This window comes from Nonomuraea sp. NPDC005650 (genome assembly GCF_040605375.1).
GTDB lineage: Bacteria > Actinomycetota > Actinomycetes > Streptosporangiales > Streptosporangiaceae > Nonomuraea.
The window spans coordinates 189,718-210,729 of the sequence record NZ_JBEXCR010000019.1 but is presented as its reverse complement, the minus strand read 5'-3'; the positions used below and the strand labels follow the sequence as shown (position 1 = coordinate 210,729).

At 70.9% G+C, this 21,012-nt stretch carries 21 protein-coding genes; 10 read left to right on the top strand and 11 right to left on the bottom strand.

Translation table 11 applies throughout. The features are described from left to right. The first annotated feature begins 59 nt into the window (after positions 1-59). From ABZS69_RS31695 to ABZS69_RS31675, 5 genes are read left to right on the top strand one after another with little or no spacing between them, the layout of a single operon-like run. Entirely contained in the window at positions 60-905 is an 846-nt protein-coding gene (locus ABZS69_RS31695) for a fumarylacetoacetate hydrolase family protein (protein WP_355378981.1), read from the top strand. 9 nt (positions 906-914) lie between these two features. Further along, a complete protein-coding gene (locus ABZS69_RS31690; protein WP_355378980.1) occupies positions 915-2,015 on the top strand; it encodes an AraC family transcriptional regulator in 1,101 nt (366 codons plus the stop codon). 16 nt (positions 2,016-2,031) lie between these two features. Next, complete coding sequence (locus ABZS69_RS31685; protein WP_355378979.1) at positions 2,032-2,955, top strand: BadF/BadG/BcrA/BcrD ATPase family protein; 924 nt, start codon at positions 2,032-2,034, stop codon at positions 2,953-2,955. Beyond that, entirely contained in the window at positions 2,952-4,211 is a 1,260-nt protein-coding gene (locus ABZS69_RS31680; RefSeq protein ID WP_355378978.1) for a hypothetical protein, read from the top strand. The genes ABZS69_RS31685 and ABZS69_RS31680 overlap by 4 nt, the downstream gene beginning before the upstream one ends. After that, the gene (locus ABZS69_RS31675) at positions 4,208-4,948 is read left to right on the top strand and encodes an SIS domain-containing protein (protein ID WP_355378977.1); all 741 of its coding nucleotides are present in this window, start codon (positions 4,208-4,210) and stop codon (positions 4,946-4,948) included. Before ABZS69_RS31680 ends, ABZS69_RS31675 begins: the two co-directional genes overlap by 4 nt. Here the strand turns inward: ABZS69_RS31675 and ABZS69_RS31670 are convergent. From ABZS69_RS31670 to ABZS69_RS31645, 6 genes are read right to left on the bottom strand one after another with little or no spacing between them, the layout of a single operon-like run. After that, entirely contained in the window at positions 4,945-6,258 is a 1,314-nt protein-coding gene (locus ABZS69_RS31670; RefSeq protein ID WP_355378976.1) for a GTP cyclohydrolase IIa, read from the bottom strand. The genes ABZS69_RS31675 and ABZS69_RS31670 overlap by 4 nt on opposite strands. A gap of 8 nt (positions 6,259-6,266) precedes the next feature. Further along, entirely contained in the window at positions 6,267-7,073 is an 807-nt protein-coding gene (locus ABZS69_RS31665) for an amidohydrolase family protein (protein ID WP_355378975.1), read from the bottom strand. Then, entirely contained in the window at positions 7,070-7,807 is a 738-nt protein-coding gene (locus ABZS69_RS31660; protein WP_355378973.1) for an amidohydrolase family protein, read from the bottom strand. Before ABZS69_RS31660 ends, ABZS69_RS31665 begins: the two co-directional genes overlap by 4 nt. Continuing rightward, a complete protein-coding gene (locus ABZS69_RS31655; RefSeq protein WP_355378972.1) occupies positions 7,801-9,411 on the bottom strand; it encodes a heparinase II/III family protein in 1,611 nt (536 codons plus the stop codon). The genes ABZS69_RS31660 and ABZS69_RS31655 overlap by 7 nt, the downstream gene beginning before the upstream one ends. Then, positions 9,402-10,403 (bottom strand): Gfo/Idh/MocA family oxidoreductase, encoded by a 1,002-nt coding sequence (locus ABZS69_RS31650; protein WP_355378971.1) that lies wholly within the window; start codon positions 10,401-10,403, stop codon positions 9,402-9,404. The genes ABZS69_RS31655 and ABZS69_RS31650 overlap by 10 nt, the downstream gene beginning before the upstream one ends. Continuing rightward, positions 10,387-11,682, bottom strand: a complete 1,296-nt coding sequence (locus tag ABZS69_RS31645) for an extracellular solute-binding protein (protein WP_355378970.1) — start codon at positions 11,680-11,682, stop codon at positions 10,387-10,389. Before ABZS69_RS31645 ends, ABZS69_RS31650 begins: the two co-directional genes overlap by 17 nt. 200 nt (positions 11,683-11,882) lie before the next feature. Here ABZS69_RS31645 and ABZS69_RS31640 point away from each other — a divergent pair, with 200 nt between their 5' ends. Genes ABZS69_RS31640 through ABZS69_RS31630 form a run of 3 tightly spaced genes read left to right on the top strand, consistent with a single transcriptional unit; the run spans position 11,883 to position 15,139 of the window. Further along, on the top strand, positions 11,883-12,770 hold the full coding sequence (locus ABZS69_RS31640) for a sugar ABC transporter permease (RefSeq protein WP_355378968.1): 888 nt from the start codon (positions 11,883-11,885) through the stop codon (positions 12,768-12,770). Next, entirely contained in the window at positions 12,767-13,588 is an 822-nt protein-coding gene (locus tag ABZS69_RS31635) for a carbohydrate ABC transporter permease (protein ID WP_355378967.1), read from the top strand. The genes ABZS69_RS31640 and ABZS69_RS31635 overlap by 4 nt, the downstream gene beginning before the upstream one ends. Positions 13,589-13,615: 27 nt before the next feature. Continuing rightward, positions 13,616-15,139, top strand: a complete 1,524-nt coding sequence (locus tag ABZS69_RS31630) for a hypothetical protein (protein ID WP_355378966.1) — start codon at positions 13,616-13,618, stop codon at positions 15,137-15,139. Here the strand turns inward: ABZS69_RS31630 and hisC are convergent, their stop codons facing one another. The 4 genes from hisC to fbaA form a co-directional block, all read right to left on the bottom strand. Continuing rightward, positions 15,140-16,198 carry a histidinol-phosphate transaminase gene (hisC, locus tag ABZS69_RS31625; protein ID WP_355378965.1) on the bottom strand — a complete coding sequence of 353 codons (1,059 nt, stop codon included), beginning with the start codon at positions 16,196-16,198 and terminating at the stop codon, positions 15,140-15,142. An 87-nt stretch (positions 16,199-16,285) separates the two neighbouring features. Then, positions 16,286-17,569 carry an adenylosuccinate synthase gene (locus ABZS69_RS31620; RefSeq protein ID WP_355378964.1) on the bottom strand — a complete coding sequence of 428 codons (1,284 nt, stop codon included), beginning with the start codon at positions 17,567-17,569 and terminating at the stop codon, positions 16,286-16,288. Positions 17,570-17,676: 107 nt separating this feature from the next. Then, on the bottom strand, positions 17,677-18,087 hold the full coding sequence (locus ABZS69_RS31615; RefSeq protein WP_355378963.1) for a DUF3151 domain-containing protein: 411 nt from the start codon (positions 18,085-18,087) through the stop codon (positions 17,677-17,679). A 34-nt stretch (positions 18,088-18,121) separates the two neighbouring features. Continuing rightward, positions 18,122-19,144, bottom strand: a complete 1,023-nt coding sequence (fbaA, locus tag ABZS69_RS31610) for a class II fructose-bisphosphate aldolase (protein ID WP_355378962.1) — start codon at positions 19,142-19,144, stop codon at positions 18,122-18,124. 108 nt (positions 19,145-19,252) lie between these two features. Between fbaA and ABZS69_RS31605 the strand changes: the two genes are divergently transcribed. Continuing rightward, positions 19,253-19,945 carry a VTT domain-containing protein gene (locus tag ABZS69_RS31605; RefSeq protein WP_355378960.1) on the top strand — a complete coding sequence of 231 codons (693 nt, stop codon included), beginning with the start codon at positions 19,253-19,255 and terminating at the stop codon, positions 19,943-19,945. 38 nt (positions 19,946-19,983) lie between these two features. Next, on the top strand, positions 19,984-20,418 hold the full coding sequence (locus tag ABZS69_RS31600) for a hypothetical protein (RefSeq protein ID WP_355378958.1): 435 nt from the start codon (positions 19,984-19,986) through the stop codon (positions 20,416-20,418). A 12-nt stretch (positions 20,419-20,430) separates the two neighbouring features. Here the strand turns inward: ABZS69_RS31600 and pyrE are convergent, their stop codons facing one another. Then, complete coding sequence (gene pyrE, locus ABZS69_RS31595) at positions 20,431-20,964, bottom strand: orotate phosphoribosyltransferase (protein WP_192789323.1); 534 nt, start codon at positions 20,962-20,964, stop codon at positions 20,431-20,433. Positions 20,965-21,012 lie beyond the last annotated feature (48 nt).

Below are 21,012 nucleotides of genomic sequence, written 5' to 3'. Positions count from 1 at the left end.
GGTCTAAGCGCAAATTTCGGTGCTTGTGGAGGTCACAGGGCCTTGATGGGCTTACGGACATGTTTCTTGGACGCATTCGGCGCACCCCTTCCGGCCCCGTGGAGCTGGTGGCCCGGCGCGCGCCCGGCGAGCTCGTGAGCCTGGCCGGCGTCGGGTCCGACCCGGTGGCGGCGCTGGACTCGTACGGGCTCGACCGCCTGACCGAGCTGGTGGCCGGCCACGACGGCCCCACGCTGGACGAGGGCGCGGTGATCTTCGAGCCGCCCGTGGCCACCTGCACGAAGATCTGCTGCCTGGCGCTGAACTACCAGGAGCACGCGGACGAGAGCGGCCTGGAGGTGCCGCCGGAGCCGGTGCTGTTCCTCAAGCCGCCGTCCGCGCTCGTGGGCCACGGCCACCCGGTCGTCGCCCCCGCCCGCACCCGCCACCTGGAGCACGAGGTGGAGCTGGCCGTGGTCATCGGCAAGGTGACCAGGGACCTGCCGGCCGAGCGGTGGCGCGAGGCCGTCGCCGGATACACCGTGATCAACGACATGACGGCCCGCGACCTCCAACTGGCCAACATCGCCCGCAACGTGCCGTGGGACCAGTCGAAGGGGTTCGACACCTTCGCGCCCGCGGGCCCGTACCTGGCGACGGTGGACGAGGTGCCCGATCCGCAGGCGCTGGAGCTGACCTTGGAGGTGGACGGCGAGGTCAGGCAGCGGGCCAACACCAGGCAGATGGTCTTCGGGCTGCCCCGGCTCATCGCCGACCTGTCCGACGGCATGACGCTGATGCCCGGGGACCTGATCGCCACCGGCACCATCGCCGGGATCGCCCCGCTCAAGGACGGCGACACCATGAGGGCCACCGTCGAGGGAGTCGGGACGCTGGTGAATACGGTCAAATTTCGGTCCGCCTAAAGTGGAAGCATGACCTACGCCGTGGCTGCCCTGGTGGACATCGACGACTTCCTGGTTTCCGAGAAGACCCGTGGCCGGTCATGGGCGCATCGCCAGCTCCAGCGCACGGACCACGCGGTGCGCTCGGCCGCGGGCACCCGCCGCGACGCGACGTGCCACCTCCTGCCCCCGGAGGAGTGGCTGATCGTGCTGTCGGGCGCCGATCCGGGCGCGCTGATGTCCGACGCGGAGGCGCTGGCCGAGGAGCTGCGGGCCAGGATCGTCCGCGAGACGGCGTGGACGGCCACGGTCAGCCTGGGCGCGCCCAGCCTCGGACACGTCGCGGCGGAGCGGGACGCGCGGCGGGCCAACGACTACAAGCTCGTGCTCGGCGGCGACCGAGTGATCGCGCCCCCACCGCGCGAGAGCGAAGCGCCGACACCGCGTGAGAGCGCCGCGCCGACGCCGCCGGTGCGCATCGAGCAGGAGCTGACCAGGCGGGTCCGCGCCGGTGACCGCAACGGCGCGGCGGGCCTGCTGGCCGGGTGGGTCGACAGGTGCGCCAGGGAGCCCGGGGTCGACCCGCGCACGCTGCGCAACTGGCTCATCGGCCAGCTGCTCTTCGTGGTGGACGTGGCCAACCGGGCCAGGCTGGCCGACGGGTCGACGGACTGGGTGGAGGCCTGCGCCCGGTTGCCGATCGAGGACATCATCATGGTCGGGGACATCCACGAGCGCTCCTACCTGCACCTATGGCTGCGGGAGACACTGGGCCGGCTGATGCCCGCCGCGCCGCGCCGTGACGTGCTCGCGCTGGCGGAGGCGTACCTGGCGGAGCACTACACCGATCCCGGGCTGCGGCTGGCGACCGTGGCGGAGGCGGTGAGCGCGAGCCCGTACTACATCTCGCACCTGTTCGCCGAGGAGCGGCGGACGACGTTCCTGCGGCACCTCACCGGGCTGCGGCTGCGGCACGCCCGCCGGCTGCTCTCGACCTCCGCGCTGCCGGTGGACGTGATCGCCGCGCACACCGGCTACCCGACCGCGAAGGCTCTGCGCAGCGCGTTCCGGCGGCATGTCGGCTGCTCCCCCACGGAATACCGCAGGGCCGGGCTCCGGCCCGGATCGTGACCCCAGGAGGGTGTCCATGGACCTGGCGATCGACGGCGGGCAGACGGGATTACGGCTCGGCCTGGCCGAGTCGGGGCGGGTCCTGGAGGTCCGCGAGCTGCCCGGCCTGTCATACGCGGAGGGCTCCCCGGTCAAGGCCGTGCTGGAGCGGATCGGGACGGGATGGGGGCGGCTCGGCACCATCTGCCTCGGGCTGACCACGATCCTGGACGATCCCGACGAACTGGCCGACCGGCTGCTCGCCATGGCCGGCCGCGTGCTGATCACGACCGACGTGGTCACCTCGCACGCGGGCGCGTTCTCGGGCGGCGACGGCGTGGTGCTGGCCGCGGGCACCGGGGCCATCGCCCTGGGCGTGGGCGACGGCATCCGGCAGGTGGACGGCTGGGGCTACCTCTACGGCGACGCGGGCAGCGGCTTCTGGATCGGGCGGCGCGGCCTCGACGCCGCCTGCAGGGGGTTCGACGGGCGCGCGGAGCCCGGCGCGCTCACCGAGCGCGCCCAGGCCGTGTTCGGCGACCTGGGCGGGCTGCCCGAGCGCCTCTACCTCGCCCCCGACGCGGTGGCGCGGATCGCGCGCTTCGCCGTCCACGTCCTGGAGCTGGCAAGAGACCCGAACGCCGTGGAACTGGCAGGCGGCCCGAACCTCCCGGACGCCACGGCGCGCGCCATCGCCGAGGAGGCGGCCCGCGAGCTGGCGGGCACGGTGGCGGCGGCGGCCCGCTGCTTCCAGAAGGGGGCGCCGGTGCCCGTCGCGTGGACCGGCCGCCTGCTGCGCGACCCCGGGCTACGCGCCGGTTTCGAGGCGGAACTGGCCCGGCTGCTCCCCGAAGCGAAACTCCGGCCACCCGCGGGGGACAGCCTCGCGGGAGCCGCCCTGCTGGCCGCCTCCACCGGACCCGTCCGCTACCGGACGATGATCAGAACGGCTGAACGATGAGAGTGGGACACGGCTCCGCCGACCTGCCCGTGCCGGACGGCACGCCGATGGGCGGTTACATCGACCGGCCAGGGCCGTCCATGGGCACGGCCGACCCGCTGTCGGTCAGCGCGGTGACCTGGTCGGACGGCGAGAGGCGGTTCGCGCTGGCGATCGCCGACGTCATCTGCGTCAACGAGGACCTCGCCAGGCGGGCCAGGCAGGCGGCCGGCTGCGAGCTGTGGCTGGCGGCGAGCCACACCCACGCGGGGCCCGAGACCGGATGCGTGCCGGGCGGCGGGCCGACCCCCGAGCCGTGGCTCGGCCTGGTCACAGAGGCGGTCCGCACGGCCGTGCGGCGGGCGGTCGACGCGGAGCGGCCGTGCGAGGGCATGGCTCACCGCGGGGAGCTGCACGGGGTCGGCGCCGATCGGAGCAGGCCGGGTGCGCCGGCCGTGGTGCCGCTCGACCTGATCGCCGTGCGCGACGGCGGGCTCGCCGGGGTGCTGGTGGTGCTTCCCGTGCACCCCACCGTGTTGCCCGCGGCGAACCGCCTGGTCAGCGCCGACCTGGTCGGAGCCGTACGCGGGAGCCTGACGCGGCGGCTCGGCGAGGACGTGTGGGTGGCGGTCGCCACCGGCGCGGCCGGCGACATCAGCACCCGCCACACCAGGCGCGGCCAGGACGCGGCGGAGCTGCTACGCCTGGGCGAGCTCGTCGCCGACCGCTGCGCCGAGTTGCTGGCGGGCCAGGGGACCCCGCTCTGGCGAGCCGGATCCACCGGCGGCCGGATCTCCTGGGCCACGCGGCGGCTGACGCTCGAACCCGCCACCACGACGGCCGACGAGGCGGCGCTCGTCGCCGGGTACGAGCGGGCCGCCGCGTCGGGCGACCCGGTCGCCACCCGCCTGGCCCGCAGCAGGCTCGAAGGGCTGCGGGCGCGGGGCGGGCCGCCCGTCCCGACCGGCGTCGACGTGAATGCCGCGCGCCTGGGCGGGTCACCCGTCCCGACGGGCGTCGACGTGAACGCCGTCCGCCTGGGCGGGCTCGCCCTGGCCGGGCTCCCCGGCGAGCCGTTCCTCGCCGTCGGCGAGCGCGTCGCCGACCGGCCGGGCGCGCCGACCGTGGTCCTGGGCTACGTCAACGGCTATCCCGGATACCTGCCGACGGCCGCCGCCTACCGGCGGGCCGAGTACGAGGTCCTGGTCAGCCAGGTGGCCCAGGGCAGCGCCGAACTCGTCGCCGAGACCGCACGAAACCTGCTGGAGGACCTGTGATCGACCAGAGCGCGTACGCGCGGACCGCCGCATCGGCCGTGGACCGGCTGCTCACCGCCGAACGCGACGCGATCGGGCGGGCCGGCGAGCTCGTCTTCGCCTCGTTGCGGGCGGGCGGGGTGCTCCAGGCGTTCGGCACCGGCCATTCGAGGTCCGTCGCGCTGGAGCTCACCGGCCGGGCGGGCGGCCTGGTGCCGGCCAACCAGCTCGGCATCCGCGACGTCGCCTACTACGGCGACGCCTCGCCGGGCGACATCCTCGACCCGAAGATCGAGCGCGAGCCCGGCCTCGCCGCGCGGATCTGGGAGCTGGCCGACATCCGGCCCGAAGACGTCTTCGTGATCATCTCGAACTCCGGCGCCAACGCGGCGATCGTCGAGATGGCCCGCCTGGCGGTGCGGCACGGGCACCAGGTGATCGCCATCACCTCCCGCGCGCACACCGCCGAGATGGCCGTCGAAGAGCGGCTGGCCGACCTGGCCCACGTGGTCGTCGACAACGGGGCGCCGTACGGCGACGCCGCCCTGCCGCTGCCGGGCGGCGGCAGCGCCTGCGGCGTCTCGACCCTCACCGGGGTGCTGGCCGCGCAGCTCCTGGTCGCCGAGGTCGTCGGCCGCTTCCTCGCGGCCGGCGAGCCGCCGCCCGTCTTCAAGTCGGCCAACACCCCGGGCGGCGACGCGCACAACGCCCGGCTGCTGGACAGGTACGGCCCGCGCGTGCGCCTGGGCGACGCCTAACTCCGCACGAGCCGGTACGGCTGGCGGGGCCGGCCCGCCTGGGTGCCCTTGACCGGGGGCATCGGCCAGGCCAGGCCCTCTTCCGCGAGGCTCTGCAGGACCCGGCGGGCACTGCGCGGGGAGATCGACAGCACCTCCGCGACGATCTCGGCGTCGACCACCATGGAGTCGCCGTCGTGCAGGCCCTCCACCAGGCGTTCGAGCAGCTTGGCCGCCTTGGTGGCGACGATCGGCTCGCTCTCCTGCCGCTTGCGCCTGCGTACCGGCAGGGACAGCACGGTGCCGTCGCCCCCGACCAGGTACGCGGCGCTCGCCCCCGCGTTGCGGGCCTTCTCGACGGCCGCCACCGCGTTGGCGTCGGCGTCGCGGGCCGTGCTGCCGAGCCCGATGCCCACCTCGACGTCGACGCCGGCGTCGGAGCGGATCCGGTCCATGAACGGCGCCATCCTGAACCCGTCGGTGGCCTGGCCCAGAGCGCCGACGGTGGTGGTGACGACGTAGCCGTTCTCGTCGCGGGGCGCCACGGTCGCGCCCATCACCCGCGCGTCGGCGAGCAGCGACCGGTGCAGCGACAGCTTCAGCTCCTGCTGCCAGTAGTTGCCAGGCCCGGAGTAGCTCGGCTTGGCGGAGGCGGCGAGCTCGACGACCACGATGGCGATCTGCGCGTCCTCCAGCCTGCTGCCGGTGCCGAGCAGGGCGGCGGTGTTGAGCGCCAGGCGCAGCGTGTGGGAGGTCGGCAGCAGGCGCAGCACGGGCACGTCGGCCGCGGTCAGCTTGTTGGCGACGGTCCTTATCGTGGTCAGCGCCGCGGTGGTCGCACCCTGGCGGTAGAGCTGCTCGTGGAAGTCGCCGAAGCCGCGCGCCGACTCCGGCCGGTCGTACTCGGAAAGGTGCACGCCGGCCGTGCTCACGCCGATCTCGCCGTACGCCTCGTCCACGTCGGCGGCGGGCAGCGAGTCGATGCTCACCCTGGCCGGGTCGATCCCGTGGGTGAGCACCCCGCGCAGCAGGCTGGCGTACAGGCTGGCCCCGCTCATGGGCACGAACGTGGCGGGGACGGTCAGCTCGCCCGCCTGCCTGGCCAGGTCGTGCTGGAGCGGCCCGGTGAACAGCACCACGTCGATGCTGTCGGCGATCCGCGAGAACTTGTCGTAGGTCTCGTGCTCCTCGGCGTGAGGCGCGCCGACCAGCCGCCAGTCGGCCGCGGCCGGCATGCCCGCGCCGATCGTCATGATCTGTTCGACGAGATCATGCGGCCCCACGACGCCGATCGTCACCCTGGGCCGCGACTCCGAACGCAGCCGATCCATGATCTTGATCACCCCAGTCCGGATCTCCACTGAAGCAAGCGGGTCATCGTCGCACCGAGCACCGCGGCCTGGTCCCCCTCTGCGAGGCCACTGAAGATTACCCTCCCCAGCGAGATCCGAAGATCGATGAAGGGGAAGTCGGACCCGTAGACGACCCGGCCGGCTCCCAGTTCCCGCACCATCCTGGCGATGTCGGGCCCGGTGTTGAAGGACCCGCACACCTCCAGGATGACCCCTGGGCGCCGGTGCGCCACCTCGATGGCCTGCTCGAAGCCGAGCGGGGTCGCGCCCGCGTGCCCCGCGATGATCGTCACGTCCGGGTGCTCCGACGCGACGGCGTCCACCTTGTCCAGGTCGTTGTAGGCGGAGCCGTCGTAGGTGTGGGTGAGCACCGGGCAGCCGGTGCGCCGCGCGAACTCCCACACGCCCGCGTAGCGCCGGCCGGTGAGCGGGTAGTCGTGCAGGTCGGGGTGGAGCTTGATGCCGCCGAAGCGCGGGTCCTGGCCCCATTTGCCCAGCTCGCCGTCGGGGTCCTGCCAGGGGTTGATCGTCAGGTAGCCGGTGAAGCGGTCCGGCGCGCGCTCCACCGCCGCGGCGGTCGCGGCGTTCCCCGCCGCCGCGTCGAGCTGGATCGCCAGGTGGCTGGAGATGACGGCGTGCGCCACGCCGCACCTGTCCATCACCCTGACCATCGCGTCGGGGGACGGCTCGGGGATGAAGAACAGGCTGTAGGGGCCGGCGTGCGCGTGCGCGTCGACGATCCGGACGCTGGTCTGCGGCCGGCGCTGCCACAGCGCCGAGGTGATCGCGTTCACACCGCCCCCACGGGCAGCAGCTCCAGCAGGGTGCCGGCGCCGATGGCGGCCACGGCCGCGTCGTCGAGCTCCGCCCACAGCAGCCGGGTGACCGCCTCCGCGGGATCTCTGACCGGTGCCCCCGTGCCGAAGACGAGCCGGCGCTCGCCGTAGCGCTCGACGAGCCATTCGAGCCCGCAGTGCGAGGACAGGTTGGCCAGCCCCAGGTAGACGTTGCCGGTGCGGGAGAGCACCCCGGCCACCTGCCTGAGCTGGCGGTAGCCGAGCGCGCCGACCACGACCCTCAGCTTCGGGTACGCGGTGGCCACGGACTCCACGGCGGGCCAGGAGGTCTGGGCCGCGTCCACGAGCAGCGGCAGCCCGGCCTCCGCGAGGGCGGCGAGCATGCCCGCGCAGTCGCCGCCCGCGAGGTCGTAGCCGTGGTCGGCGGGGTAGGCGCGGACGGCGCACACCCCGCGCTCCAGTGCCGCGCCCACGAACTCGTCCGGGGTGCCGAGCTCGCCGCAGGTGTCGGGCAGCAGCACCCAGCAGGGGCGCAGCCTGGGCTGATCGGCGACCAGGCCGAGCAGCTCCCTGTTGCCCGTCGCGGGGTCGTGCAGCCACGACAGGGTGTGGCTGACCACCGCCTCTGCGATGCCGAAGCGGTCCATTCTGTCCAGCGCCTCCGTGATCGAGCCCGTGCCCACGTCCCTGCGGGGATAGCGGCCGAGCATCGCGTCAGCGTCGATCAGCATGAACCGTCCAATCTTCGGGGCCAGTCTTCGGGCACTGCGGGGGGTTCGTCGCGGTAGGGGAAGATGCCGACGGTGAACCTGCCGTCGGCGCGCCGCAGGCCGAGCGAGTGGATCTCGCCGTACTCGGCGGTCCTGGTGGCCGGGTCCGGGATCCTGGCCGGGCCCGTCCCGTACAGGACCTCGTCCGGGGGTTCCAGGGGCACCACGAGGATTCCCGGGCCACGGGTGCCCGCGAATCCGCCGTCGCGCGCCACCCACGGCGACAGGCCGTGGACCTGCCAGATCGCCCCAGCGCCCATTCCATTGGTGTCGATCCGGTCGGTGACGATCCAGTACGGCTCCTCGCCCTTGACGAAGACGATCCGGCGGTCGTGCCGCGCGCTGTAGCCGTGGTGGTGCCCGGCGAAGACGTCGGCCCGCGCGGAGACGGAGAAGAGGTCGCAGGCGGCGCGGCGGTCCTCGGTGTAGTCCTCGCCCGGGACGAGCAGCGTGTTGTGCGCCCTGGTCGCCTGGTACCAGTCGTAGTAGCCGGGGTCGTCGTAGGACGGCGGGCCGCCCCCTTCCCAGGCCAGCGGCACGCCCCAGCCCGACAGCACGAAGTCGAGCGCCGCGTGGTGGCTGTGCGGTTCGAGCTCGTGCCCGACGTACGGGCCGTAGTTGACGACGGTGTGGAAGCCGCCGTGGCGGAAGGTGGCGTAGCCGCTGGCCTCCAGGTTGTGCGAGCCCTCGGCCGGATCGATGCCCTCCGGCCAGATCAGGCCGCTGTCCTGCAGATGGGGCACCCAGCCGCCGGAGGTCGTCAGGACGCTCAGCCAGCGGTACATGGACTGGCGGCGCGGATGCCGCGCGAGCGCGGGCTCGACGGCCACGGCCCGTTCGAGGTTGTCCAGGCACATGAGGTGGTAGCTGGGGGAGCGCTCGTGGTGGCCGCCGTCGGCGCGTACGTCCTGGTCGAGGTGCTCCAGGACGCGGGCCATGGCGACCTCGGCCCACTGCCCCGCCTCGGGGAGGTCGGCGAACACCCGGGCGGTGACCAGCAGCTCGCACGCGTTGACGAACTGCCAGTTGCCGTGGCGGAACTCGTCGTGTTCCTCGGCCGACCAACGGGCGCCGCCCAGGACCGTCTTCATCATCCGCAGCCAGCACCCGTCGCTCAGCGCGGGCTCGTCCGCGAAGACGGCCAGCGCCTCGGTGACGTACATGGCGCGGGCGCGGACGCCGAGCGAGTACCAGACCACGTCGAGCCCCGGCCAGTCGCCCTGGACCCGGTCGCGGTCGTCGTACCACTGGCGGAACAGGCGGTCCCACTCGGCGGCGTAGCGGGGATCGCCGGTCTCGGCGTAGGCCGTGATCAGCGGGGACATCCAGCGCAGGTAGTGGAAGCCGTACAGCAGGGAGCGGCCGTGGCCCTTGTCCAGGAAGTCGGCCTCGATCCCGAGCAGGGCGTCCGCGCCCTCCGCGCCGAGGGCCGCCGGGACCGGCCGCCGCCGGCGCCAGGCCCTGGCCTCGGCGACGCCGCTCGCCCCGAGGGCCTCCAGCAGCGCCTCGTCGGTGATGTGCCGCATGCGCGTGGGGTGCACGTGCGGCGGTTTCTCTACGAACATGTCACCGGCCGTCCGGTGCGGGCGGACTCGTGCGCGGCGGCGAGCACGGCGGTCACGTGCCGCGAGCTCTCCACGCTGACCAGCGGTTCGGCGCCGGTGCGGGCGCAGCCGACGAAGTGGTGGATCGCGTCGCGGTAGGCGCCCGCGGGGATGCCGTGCACGACCCGCTGGAGCATGTTGCGCGGGTAGGAGTAGGACTTCTCGGTGGCGAGCTGGATGTTCTCCTTCTGCCTGTCGAGCTGGATGACGCCCGACTCGCCGGCCACGGTGACGTAGCTGTCGACCATGGTCGGGAACGTGTTCGGGTAGATCCAGGCCGACTCGAAGGTGGCGACGGCGCCCCGGCTGAAGCGGGCCTGGATCTGCATCGCGTCGGGGGTGTCGATGCCCATCCCGCGCAGCTTGCCGTGGCGGGCGGTGGCGAACACCTCCACCACGTGGTCGTCGTAGAGCCAGGTGACCAGGTCGATGTCATGGCTGGACAGGAACCAGGCGCAGGTCGTCCGGTCGGCCCAGCCGATCATCTCGGTGGGCACGTGGATCGTGTCGTCCTTGCGGGCGTAGCCCACGACCGGCTCGCCGATCAGCTCCATCTGCTGCTTGGCCTGCGCGTACGCGGGCACCCACCGGTGGTTGAACAGGCACATCGCGGTGACGCCGGCCTGCCGGATCGCGGCCACGGAGCGGTCGGCGTCCTCGACGGTGGTCGTGAACGGCTTCTCGACCAGGATGTGCAGCCCGGCCTCCGCCGCCGCCACCATCACGTCCGCGTGCAGGTGGTCGGGGGTGGTGATCGACACGGCGTCGACCGTGCCGGACGCGATCAGCTCCCGGTAGCCGGGATAGACGGCCGCCTGCGGGGCGGCGTCGAGGGCGCGGCGCGCGACGGCGGTGACCTCGGCGTCCGGGTGGGCGGAAAGGACCTCGGCGTGGCCGCGGCCCATGATCCCGGCGCCGACGATCCCGACTCTGAGCTTAGGCAAGTGCGTCATTCCACTGCTTCTCTGCGGCGTCGAGCGCCTCCTTGGCGCTCTTGGATCCCTGGAGGAAGGCCCTGATCTCCTCGGACAGCGACTCTCCTAGCTCGGCGTCCTTGGCCGTGCCCAGCGGGACGTACTCCAGCTTGGGCAGGCCCTTGACGATCACCCGGCGGGCGACGTCCATCGGGGAGTCGCCGGTGATGTCGGAGAAGTAGGCGTCCTTGGTGGAGGAGATCGTGGAGGGGTAGATCGGCACCAGCTTGCAGAAGGCGAGCTGGTTGGCCCCGTTGGTGAAGAACTTGACGAACTCGGCCGCCGCCCGCTGGTGCTTCGACGCCTTGGGGATGGCCACGGTCTGCTGGGCGAGCAGCAGGTATCCGCCGCTCTTCGTCTGGACGGGCTCGGTGACGAGCAGGTCCTTGTAGATGTCGGGGGCGTTCTTCTCGACGTTGACCAGCGTCGACGCCGACGCGCTGGCCGCCATCGCGATCTGGCCGTTCTCCAGGGTCTGCGGGTAGTTCCTGATGTCCTTGGAGACCGATCCCGGCGCGATGCCGTGCTTGTCGTAGCTCTTCTTGAACGACTCCAGCAGCTCGGCGACCTCGGGCGTGTTGAAGATCGCCTTCTTCTTGTCGGCGCTCAGCAGCTCGACGCCGTAGTAGCGCAGCACCGAGGCGGCGTTGACGCCCGGGATGTCGTTGCTGCCGTAGACCTTGGTCTTGGCGTAGACCTCGTCGGCCAGGGTGAGGGCCTCGGCGAAGGACTTCGGCGGGGCCTGCTCGTCGAAGCCCGCCTTCGTGACGACGGATTTGCGGTAGATGCCCACGGGCGTGCCGCCGTTGTACCACGGCACGGCGTACAGCTTGCCCGACACCCGCAGCGACTCGACCAGGTTCGGCTGGAAGTCGGCGAGGTCGGCGGGCTTCAACAGCTCGTCGAGAGGGGCCAGCGACGGGGTGAACCGGCCGAGGTCGGAGGAGGCGATGTTGACCGCGTCGGGGACGTCGCCGCTGGCGACCGCCGCGAGCAGCTTGGTCGCGATGTCCTGGCCGGGCACGTCCACCCACTTGACGGTGACCTTGGGATGGTCCTTCTGGTACTGGGCGATCAGCCCGTCGATGTAGGCGCCGAAATTCTTCTTCAGGTTGATCGTCCAGAACTCGACCTCCCCCTCGAACGGCTGGTCGTCCGCCCGCCCCCCTGATGTGCCGCCCGACGTTCCGGCGACGCAGCCGGACGACATGAGGGCCAGCGCGAGCGCGCCTGCCCCCAACGCTCTTCTCCTCGACATCGGGGGACCTCCTGAGAATTATGGCCGTCCTTAATAATTCTTTCGGCACAATGACATCTCTGCGGCCCGTCCGTCAAGGATCCCTGCTCTGATCGGCTCTTGACGGTCGAGATGGGCGATCTATAGTCTGCGTCCAAATTCTGGCCGACTCTTATCAAGGCTTTAGGCGTCACTATTAGACACTGAAGGATGTGAGGCCGGTGGCCGCCAGCCGGATCCCGGGGCAGCGCTGGTACACGCCGTACCTCTTCCCGCTGCCGGCCCTGGTGCTGTTCGGGGTGTTCTTCGCCTGGCCGGCCGTCACCGCGGTCCAGCTCTCCTTCACCGACTACGACGGCGTCAGCCCGCCCGTCTTCACCGGGCTGGACAACTTCGTCAAGATCTTCGACGACGCCAGGTTCTGGATCGCCCTGCGCAACTCGCTGGTGTTCCTCGTGGGCCTGTTCCCGCTGCTCGTCGTGCTCCCGCTGCCGCTGGCCGTGCTGGTGAACCAGAAGCTGCCCGGCATCAGGACGTTCCGCATGCTCTACTACCTGCCGGTCGTGACCTCGATGGTCGCGGTCGCGGTGGCCTGGAACTACGTCTTCCACCAGCAGGGCGTCGTCAACTGGCTGCTCACCGGCCTCGGCCTGCTCGACGAGCCCATCCAGTACCTCCTCGACCCCGTCTGGGCGCTGCCCGCCCTGATCCTGGTCGAGGGCTGGAAGAACATGGGCGTCTACATGATGGTCTACCTCGCCGGCCTCCAGACGATCCCGTCGGACCTGTACGAGGCCGCCAAGATAGACGGCGCCAACGGCTGGCACCGGATGCGGCGCATCACGGTCCCGCTGATGGTCCCCTACATCGCGGTCACCGTCACGATGGCCATGCTCGACGCGATGCAGGCGTTCACGACCGTCTTCGTGATGACCAAGGGCGGCCCGCAGGACGCCACCCTGATGCTCGGCTACTACATCTGGTCCGAGGCGTTCGAGAAGTACGACATGGGCTACGCCAGCGCCGTCGGACTCGTCCTGTGGGTCCTGCTGATCGTGATGGCCCTGCTCAACTATCGGCTCACCAGCGGAAGGAAGGACACGCGTTGAGTTGGTGGATCCGCCGCACCGGAATGTACGTGCTGCTCGTCGCGATCGCCCTGGCCTTCGTCGGCCCCTTCCTCATCCTGCTGTCGGCGGCGCTGAAGCCGGCGGGGCAGGCCGTCTTCTCCTTCCCGCCCGACATCATCCCCCGGCCCCCCGTGCTCACCTGGGCCAAGGAGGCGTGGACGGCCATCCCGTTCCCGCGCTACCTGCTCAACTCGGCGTTCCTCGTGGCCGTGATGGTGCCGCTCTACATCCTGGTGTCGGCGCTGTGCGCGTACCCGCTGGCGGTGATGGTCTTCCGCGGCCGGAGCCTGATCTTCTTCGCCATCCTCGCCACCATGTTCCTGCCCGGAGAGGTCATGCTGCTGCCGAGGTTCCTGGTGGTGTCCCAGATCGGGATGGCCGACAGCTACCTGGGAGTGATCCTTCCCGGCCTGCTGTCGGCGTTCGGGATCTTCCTGCTCCGGCAGACCTTCGCCGGGGTGCCGCGCGAGGTGGTGGACGCCGCCAGGACCGACGGCTGCCACGAACTGCGCATCTTCTGGCACGTCATGCTCCCGGCCGCCCGCCCCACCCTGGCCATCCTCGGCGTCTTCGGCTTCATCTCGGTCTGGAACAGCTTCATCTGGCCGATGGTCGTGCTGAAGGACTCCTCCCTGTACCCCATCTCGCTGGGGATCGCCTACCTGGCCGGGATCACCGGCACCGACATCCGCAGCCTGGCGGCGGGCACGATCATCTCGATCCTGCCCGTGGTCGTCTTCTTCATGATCATGCAACGACACGTCCTGGAAGGCATGCGCGGCGCGGTCAAGAGCTGACGCCGCCCGCTCGTGAAAGGGTCACCCATGCTTACTCGCCGCCAATTCGGCCTGGGCACGCTCTCCCTCGGCGCCCTGGCAGCCCTGCCCGGCACGGCCCGTGCCACGGCGGGCTACGACTACACCTCGCGCGAGACGTTCGACCTGTTCGACAAGCTGTTCCACGAGAGCGGCGCCGCCGGCCAGCCCACCGACACCAACGAGGCGGGCGGGCTCGGCTGGGGCGCCTCCTACGTGATGGCCGCCTACATCAGGATGTACGAGGCCTACCGCGACACCTCATACCTGGACCGGCTCATCCACAACGCCGACCTCGTGCTGGGCAACCGCGACTCCGAGCGCGGCGTCACCGACTACCGTGGCCTGTCGCTGCCCGCCTGGCGCAGCGTCGTCTACAGCGCGGGCGGCGTGAGCCTGCTCGACGCCTCCGGGCAGCCCCTCCTGGAGGTACGCAGCGCGCTCGTCAACGTCAACGACGCGGTGGCGACCGTACGGGCGGGCACCTCGGAGGGGCGCTTCACGCTGGAGGTGAGCAACCCCGTCAAGAACAAGGTGTCCACCTTCGCCGACCTGTCGATGGACCCCGCGAGCCCCGACTACGCCGTGAAGCGCATCCTCGACGCCTACCCGTCGCCGACCATGGTGACGGCCAAGGACCTGCGGCCCGCGCCGGCGGGGGCCGTGACGCCGGCGCTGGGGACGTTCAAGCTGGCCGCCGCGCCGGTGATCTTCTCGGTGCACACCGGCATGATCACCTACCCGCTCGCGTCGTTCGTCCGGATCGTCCGACGGGACCCGCGTCTCCTGCGTAACGCCCGCTACCGGGCCAAGGCCGCCGAATACCTCAAGGCGTGCCGGGACGCCGCGGCCGTGCACGACCCCGAATGGGTCGCCGACGGCTACTACATCTGGCCCAAGGGCATGCCCGTCCCCTACGACGGCGTCGAGCAGCCGATCAACCAGAGCGTCTCCCTCGGCCAGACCTACGCGGAGCTGGCGGCGGCGACCCGCGACCCGCACTTCCGTGAGCGCACCCGCCGGCTCGCCACCACGTTCGCCCGCGACCTCAAGGTCAACGACAAGGACGCCTACTACTGGCCTTACTGGCCCGGCTTCGGCAAGCTCTACAGCGGCTACACCAAGGCCGACGGCGTCTCAGAGTGGACCCCGTCCTTCGGCACGCCGCCCAAGGGCGGGCAGCAGATCGAGGACCTCAGCCACGGCGGGATCGACGTGGAGTTCGCCGCCGCCGCGCACCGCTTCGGCCTCGGCTTCACCGCCGCCGACATGGGCCGCTTCGCCCGCAGCTACACCAGGAACATGGCCACCACCGACAACGGCGTGGCCACGACCTTCCTGAGGGTGGACGGCAGCGGCGGCCTGGCCCCCGCCGGGCAGTACCTCCAGGCGCCGCGCTTCATGCCGGTGGCCCCGTGGGACGGGGCCCTGCACCCGCACGCGCTGGCGGTCTACGTCGACCACGCCGTCCAGTCGCAGTACGGCTCCACGCTGCTGTCGGTCGCCTACCTCAACTGGCAGGCCCGCCGCTGATCAGCCGCGGAAGGCCGCGGCGGCGGTGAGGAACGCGTCGTTCGCCTCGGGGGAGCCGATGGACACCCGCGCGCCCTCCCCGGCGAACGGCCGCACCGCCACGCCCTCCACGGCGCAGGCGGCCGCGAAGTCGAGGGTGCGCTCGCCGAGCCGGAGCCAGACGAAGTTCGCCTCGGTGGGCGGCACCGTCCAGCCCTGGGAGATGAGCGCCTCGCGGACCCTCGTGCGCTCCTTGACCACGTGCTCGACCCGCTCCAGCAGCTCGTCCTCGGCCTTCAGCGAGGCGATGGCGGCGATCTGGGCGAGGTGGTTGACCGCGAACGGGACGATCGTCTTGCGGATCGCCGTCGCCACGGGCTCCTGCGCGATCAGGTAGCCGACCCGCAGGCCCGCCAGCCCGTACGCCTTGGAGAACGTGCGCAGCACGCAGACGTTCGGCCGGTCGCGGTAGAGGGCGAGGCCGTCGGGGACGTCCTCGTCGCGCACGTACTCCCGGTAGGCCTCGTCCAGCACCACCAGCACGTGCTCGGGCACGCGGTCGAGGAACGCCTCCAGCGCGCCCCGGCGGATCGAGGTGCCGGTCGGGTTGTTCGGGTTGCACACGAGCACCATGCGCGTGCGCTCGTTGATCGCCTCCGCCATGGCGTCCAGGTCGTGGTCCTCCCCGGCCAGCGGCACCTTGACCGACGTCACCCCGGACAGGTCGGCCAGCAGCGGGTACGCCTCGAACGACCGCCACGCGTAGACGACCTCGACCCCGGGCTCCCCGACCGCCTCGAACAGCTGCTGCGCCACCGTGACGGACCCCGCGCCGAGCGCGATGTCGTCGGCCGGCACCCCGAACCGCTCCGCGATGGTCTCCGTCAGCTTGACGGCGCCAGGGTCGGGGTAGCGGTTGATCTGCCGCGCCCCCTCGGCGATGGCCTCGACCACGGACGGCAACGGGTCGTACGGGGATTCGTTGGAGGACAACTTGTACGACCGGCCGTCGGGGGTCGCTACGACCTTGCCCGGCTTGTAGGCGGCCATGGTGTCCAGGATGTGGCGGAAACGAGGCATACCCCAACCATATGAGGCCAGGCAGGCTGAGGCATCACCTGGCCTCGCGGCGTGCCGGGGCCCGGCGGGACCGGACCCCGGGCCCGCTCAGACGAGCGAGCGCACCACCACGGTCTGGTCGCGGCCGGGGCCCACGCCGATGGCCGAGATCGGGGCGCCGCTCATCTCCTCCAGCGTCCGCACGTACGACTGCGCGTTGGGCGGCAGGTCGTCGAAGGACTTCGCGCTGGTGATGTCCTCCTGCCACCCCGGCAGCTCTTCGTAGATCGGCGTGGCGTGGTGGAAGTCGGTCTGCGTCATCGGGATCTCGTCGTGCCGCACCCCGTCCACCTCGTACGCCACGCACACCGGGATCCGCTCCAGGCCCGACAGCACGTCCAGCTTGGTGAGGAAGTAGTCGGTGACCCCGTTGATCCGGGTCGCGTAGCGGGCGATGACCGCGTCGAACCAGCCGCAGCGCCGGTTGCGGCCCGTGGTGACGCCGTACTCGCCGCCCGTCTGGCGCAGCCACTCGCCGACCTCGTCGGTGAGCTCGGTCGGGAAGGGGCCGGAGCCGACCCGGGTCGTGTACGCCTTGAGGATGCCGATGATCTTCGTGAGGCGGTTCGGCGGGATCCCCGCCCCGGCGCAGGCGCCCCCGGAGGTCGGCGAGGAGGACGTGACGAACGGGTAGGTGCCGTGGTCGATGTCCAGCAGCGTGCCCTGTCCGCCCTCCAGCAGCACGAACTTGCCCTCGTCCAGCGCCTTGGAGAGCACCAGCGAGGTGTCGGCGATGTGCGGCTTGAGGCGCTCGGCGTAGGCGAGGTACTCGTCCAGGACCGCCGACGGGTCGATGCCGCGCCGGTTGTAGACCTTGGTCAGCACCTGGTTCTTCTCGGCCAGGGCGACCTCGATCTTCTTGGCCAGGATGCCGGGGTCGAGCAGGTCCTGGACGCGCACGCCCATGCGGGCGATCTTGTCTCCGTACGCGGGCCCGATGCCCCGGCCCGTGGTGCCGATCTTGGCCTTGCCGAGATAGCGCTCGGTGACCTTGTCCAGGGCCTTGTGGTGGGGCATGATCAGGTGCGCGTTCGAGGAGATCAGCAGGCGCTCGGCGGAGATGCCGCGCGAGGCCAGCCCGTCGATCTCGCTCAGCAGCACGCCCGGATCGATGACCACGCCGTTGCCGATCACCGGGACCACCTCCGGAGACAGGATCCCCGTCGGTAGGAGGTGCAGCGCGTATTTCTGGTCCCCGATGACCACGGTGTGTCCCGCGTTGTTGCCACCCTGATAGCGGACGACGTAGTCGACGTCGCCACCGAGCAGGTCGGTGGCCTTGCCCTTGCCCTCATCGCCCCACTGGGCGCCAACGAGAACGGCAGCCGGCATGGTTCAGTCTCCCGTGCACAAAACGAAAACCCCTGGCGCAAGCGCGACAGGGGCTCTTGCGTAGAGAGACTACCCGAACGTGCCTATTCGTCCCAAGACAACGAGGGCTAACCCTTTGTAAGTGCCTCGTAGCCGGTCTCGCTGCTGTCCTTGAGGAACTGCAGGCACCGCTCGGCCTCGTCCTTCTCGCCGATCGCCTGGGCGGCCCTGGACAGAGCGTACAGGCAGCGCAGGAAGCCGCGGTTGGGCTCGTGTTCCCAGGGGACGGGCCCGTGTCCCTTCCAGCCGCTGCGGCGGAGCGCGTCGAGCCCGCGGTGGTAGCCCGTGCGGGCGAAGGCGTAGGAAGTGACGGCGTGCCCCTGCGCGAAGTACTCTTCCGCGAGCGTTGCCCAGGCCGCCGGGAAGGCGGGGAAACGGGCGGCCACGTCCGCGGCCTTGGCTCCGGATTCGAGCGCCTCCCTGGCCTCGGGCAGATCCGGCAGTTGAGTCGGGGGCGGCCCGGCGAGAAGGTTATCCATAGGACAAGTCATACCCGCCGGGCCCCGAAACTGGCTAGGAGATCTTCGTCCCAGCGCTCTTGAGGTTCTCGCACGCCTCCACGATGCGCTTGGCCATGCCGGCCTCGGCCGACTTGCCGTACGAACGCGGGTCGTACGTCTTCTTGTTGCCCACGTCGCCGTCCACCTTGAGCACGCCGTCGTAGTTGCGGAACATGTGGTCCGCGATCGGCCTGGTGAAGGCGTACTGGGTGTCGGTGTCGATGTTCATCTTGACGACGCCGTACGAGATCGCCTCGTGGATCTCCTCCTGCGAGGAGCCGGAGCCGCCGTGGAAGACCAGGTCGAACGGCTTGTCCTTGCCGTACTTGGCGGCGACCGCCTCCTGGATCTCCTTCAGCACACTCGGGCGCAGCTTGACGTGGCCCGGCTTGTAGACCCCGTGGACGTTGCCGAACGTGGCGGCCAGCAGGTAGCGGCCCTTCTCGCCGATCCCCACGGCCTCGGCGGTGGCCAGCGCGTCCTCGGGGGTCGTGTAGAGCTTCTCGTTGATCTCGCCGACGACGCCGTCCTCCTCGCCGCCGACGACGCCGATCTCCATCTCCATGATGATCCGCGCCCTGGCGGACTTCTCCAGGAGCTCCCTGGCGATCTCCAGGTTCTCCTCCAGCGGCACGGCGGAGCCGTCCCACATGTGGGACTGGAAGAGCGGGTCGAGGCCCTTGGAGACCCGCTCCAGGGAGATGTCGAGCAGCGGCCGCATGAAGCCGTCGAGCTTGTCCTTCGGGCAGTGGTCGGTGTGCAACGCCACCGTCACGGGATATTTGGCGGCCACCACCCGCGCGTACTCGGCCAGCGCCGTGGCCCCCGTGACCATGTCCTTCACGGTCGCGCCGGACAGGAACTCGGCGCCGCCGGTGGAGACCTGGACGATGCCGTCGCTCTCGGCCTCGGCGAAGCCCCGCAGAGCGGCGTTCAGCGTCTGCGATGAGGTCACGTTGATCGCCGGGTAGGCGAATCCGCCGGCCTTGGCCCGGTCGAGCATCTCAGCGTAGACCTCTGGAGTCGCAATAGGCATGATTCATCTCCCTGAGAAGTAACGGCTTCGCGCAGGCCCAGTATCCCGACTCACTACCCCGTGTGGTAGACACAACGCGTTTGTCGCCGCTACAGGTAGGCTCTCGTCGTGGACTGGCTCTGGAATCTCCTCGACCCGACGTGGTGGCTGACCGTGTTGGGGGCTTTCGCGACGATCGGCGTTCTCGCCATCATCTTCGCCGAAACGGGCTTGCTGCTCGGGTTCTTCCTGCCCGGTGACTCGCTGCTGGTGGCCGCGGGGATTTTCAGCTCGGTCTCGGTGGCACAGGGAATGGGCATCGAGCCGCTCTCCTTTCCCGTCCTGCTGATCGGCACGCCCCTGTGCGCCATTGCGGGTGCCCAACTCGGGCATTTCCTGGGGGCCCGGTTCGGCCGCCGGCTCTTCGAGAAACCTGATTCGCGCTTGTTCAAGAGGGAGCACGTCGACAGGGCCGAGGAGTTCTTCGAGAAGTTCGGTCCGGCCAAGGCGGTGATTCTGGCCAGGTTCGTCCCGATCGTGCGCACGTTCATGAACCCCGTCGCGGGCGTGCTGGAGATGCCGGCCAAGCGGTTCTTCCTGTGGAACGTCGTCGGCGGCATCGTCTGGGTCGAGGGCCTGCTCCTGCTCGGTCACTTCCTCGGCAGCAAGGTCGACCCCAAGCAGATCGACAAGTACATCCTGCCGGGCGTCTTCGTCATCGTGTTCATCTCGCTGATCCCGATCATCGTCGAGGTGATCAAGAAGCGCCGGGAGCGCAAGAGCCTTCCCGAGCCCAACGGCAAGCACCACCGCGTCCACTGACCCGTAAACCGGGGGTTACCCGGGGTACGCTGCCGACTGTGGGACGCCACAGGTCAGATCCGATGGGCGTCGCCCGCTTGGCGCTCGCCGTCCTCGCCGCGGGCGCCGTGGTGACGCTGCTGATCATCGGCGGTCGCGCGCTGCTGGGCTCGTCCGGCGCGACGCCGGCCGAACGCGAGCGCGCGGTGGCCGTCACGCCCGGCCCCGCCGCGGAGACCACCGCGCGGGTGCCGACCGTACGCATCGAGTGCCTGACCGAGACCTGCCCCATCGTCACGGTGCGCGTGCCGGGCGGCGACGTGCTGCAGTATCGCGAGATGAGCAGGGGCGAGGAGGTCAGCTACTTCGAGCCGGAGCTCGACGTCGTGCTCAGCGACGCGGGCAGCGTCCGCGTCACCGAGAACGGCAAGCCGCGCGAGCAGGGCAAGGACGGCGAGCGGGAGGCGTTCACCGTCAAGGCGTCCGGCGGCTGAGGCCCGCGGCGCTCAGAGCCCGAGGTCGTCGAGGGTGAAGACCGAGCGGTATTCCAGACCCTCGCCGGTGATGCGCTCCCGCGCGCCCCGGTCGACGATCGTCGCCACGGCCACCACCTCGGCGCCCGCCTCGCGCAGCGCCTCCACGGCCGTCAGCGGCGAGGACCCCGTCGTGGAGGTGTCCTCGACGGCCAGCACCCGCCGCCCCTTCACCTCGGGCCCCTCGATCCGGCGCTGCATGCCGTGCTGCTTCTGCGCCTTGCGCACCACGAACGCGTCGAGCGTGCGCCCGCGCGCCGCCGCCGCGTGCAACATCGCGCCCGCCACCGGGTCGGCCCCCAGCGTGAGCCCGCCCACCGCGTCGAACTCCAGGTCGGCCGTCAGGTCGAGCATCACCCGGCCGACCAGCGGCGCGGCCACCCCGTCGAGGGTGATGCGGCGCAGGTCGAGGTAGAAGTCGGCCTCCATGCCGGAGGAGAGGGTGACCTTGCCGTGGACGACGGCCTTGCTCTTGATCTCGGCCAGCAGGTTGTCGCGATCCGTCATGCGGCCAAGCTTATGGCTCCGGCCGGAGGGGCCGCGGCGGCGCCCTCC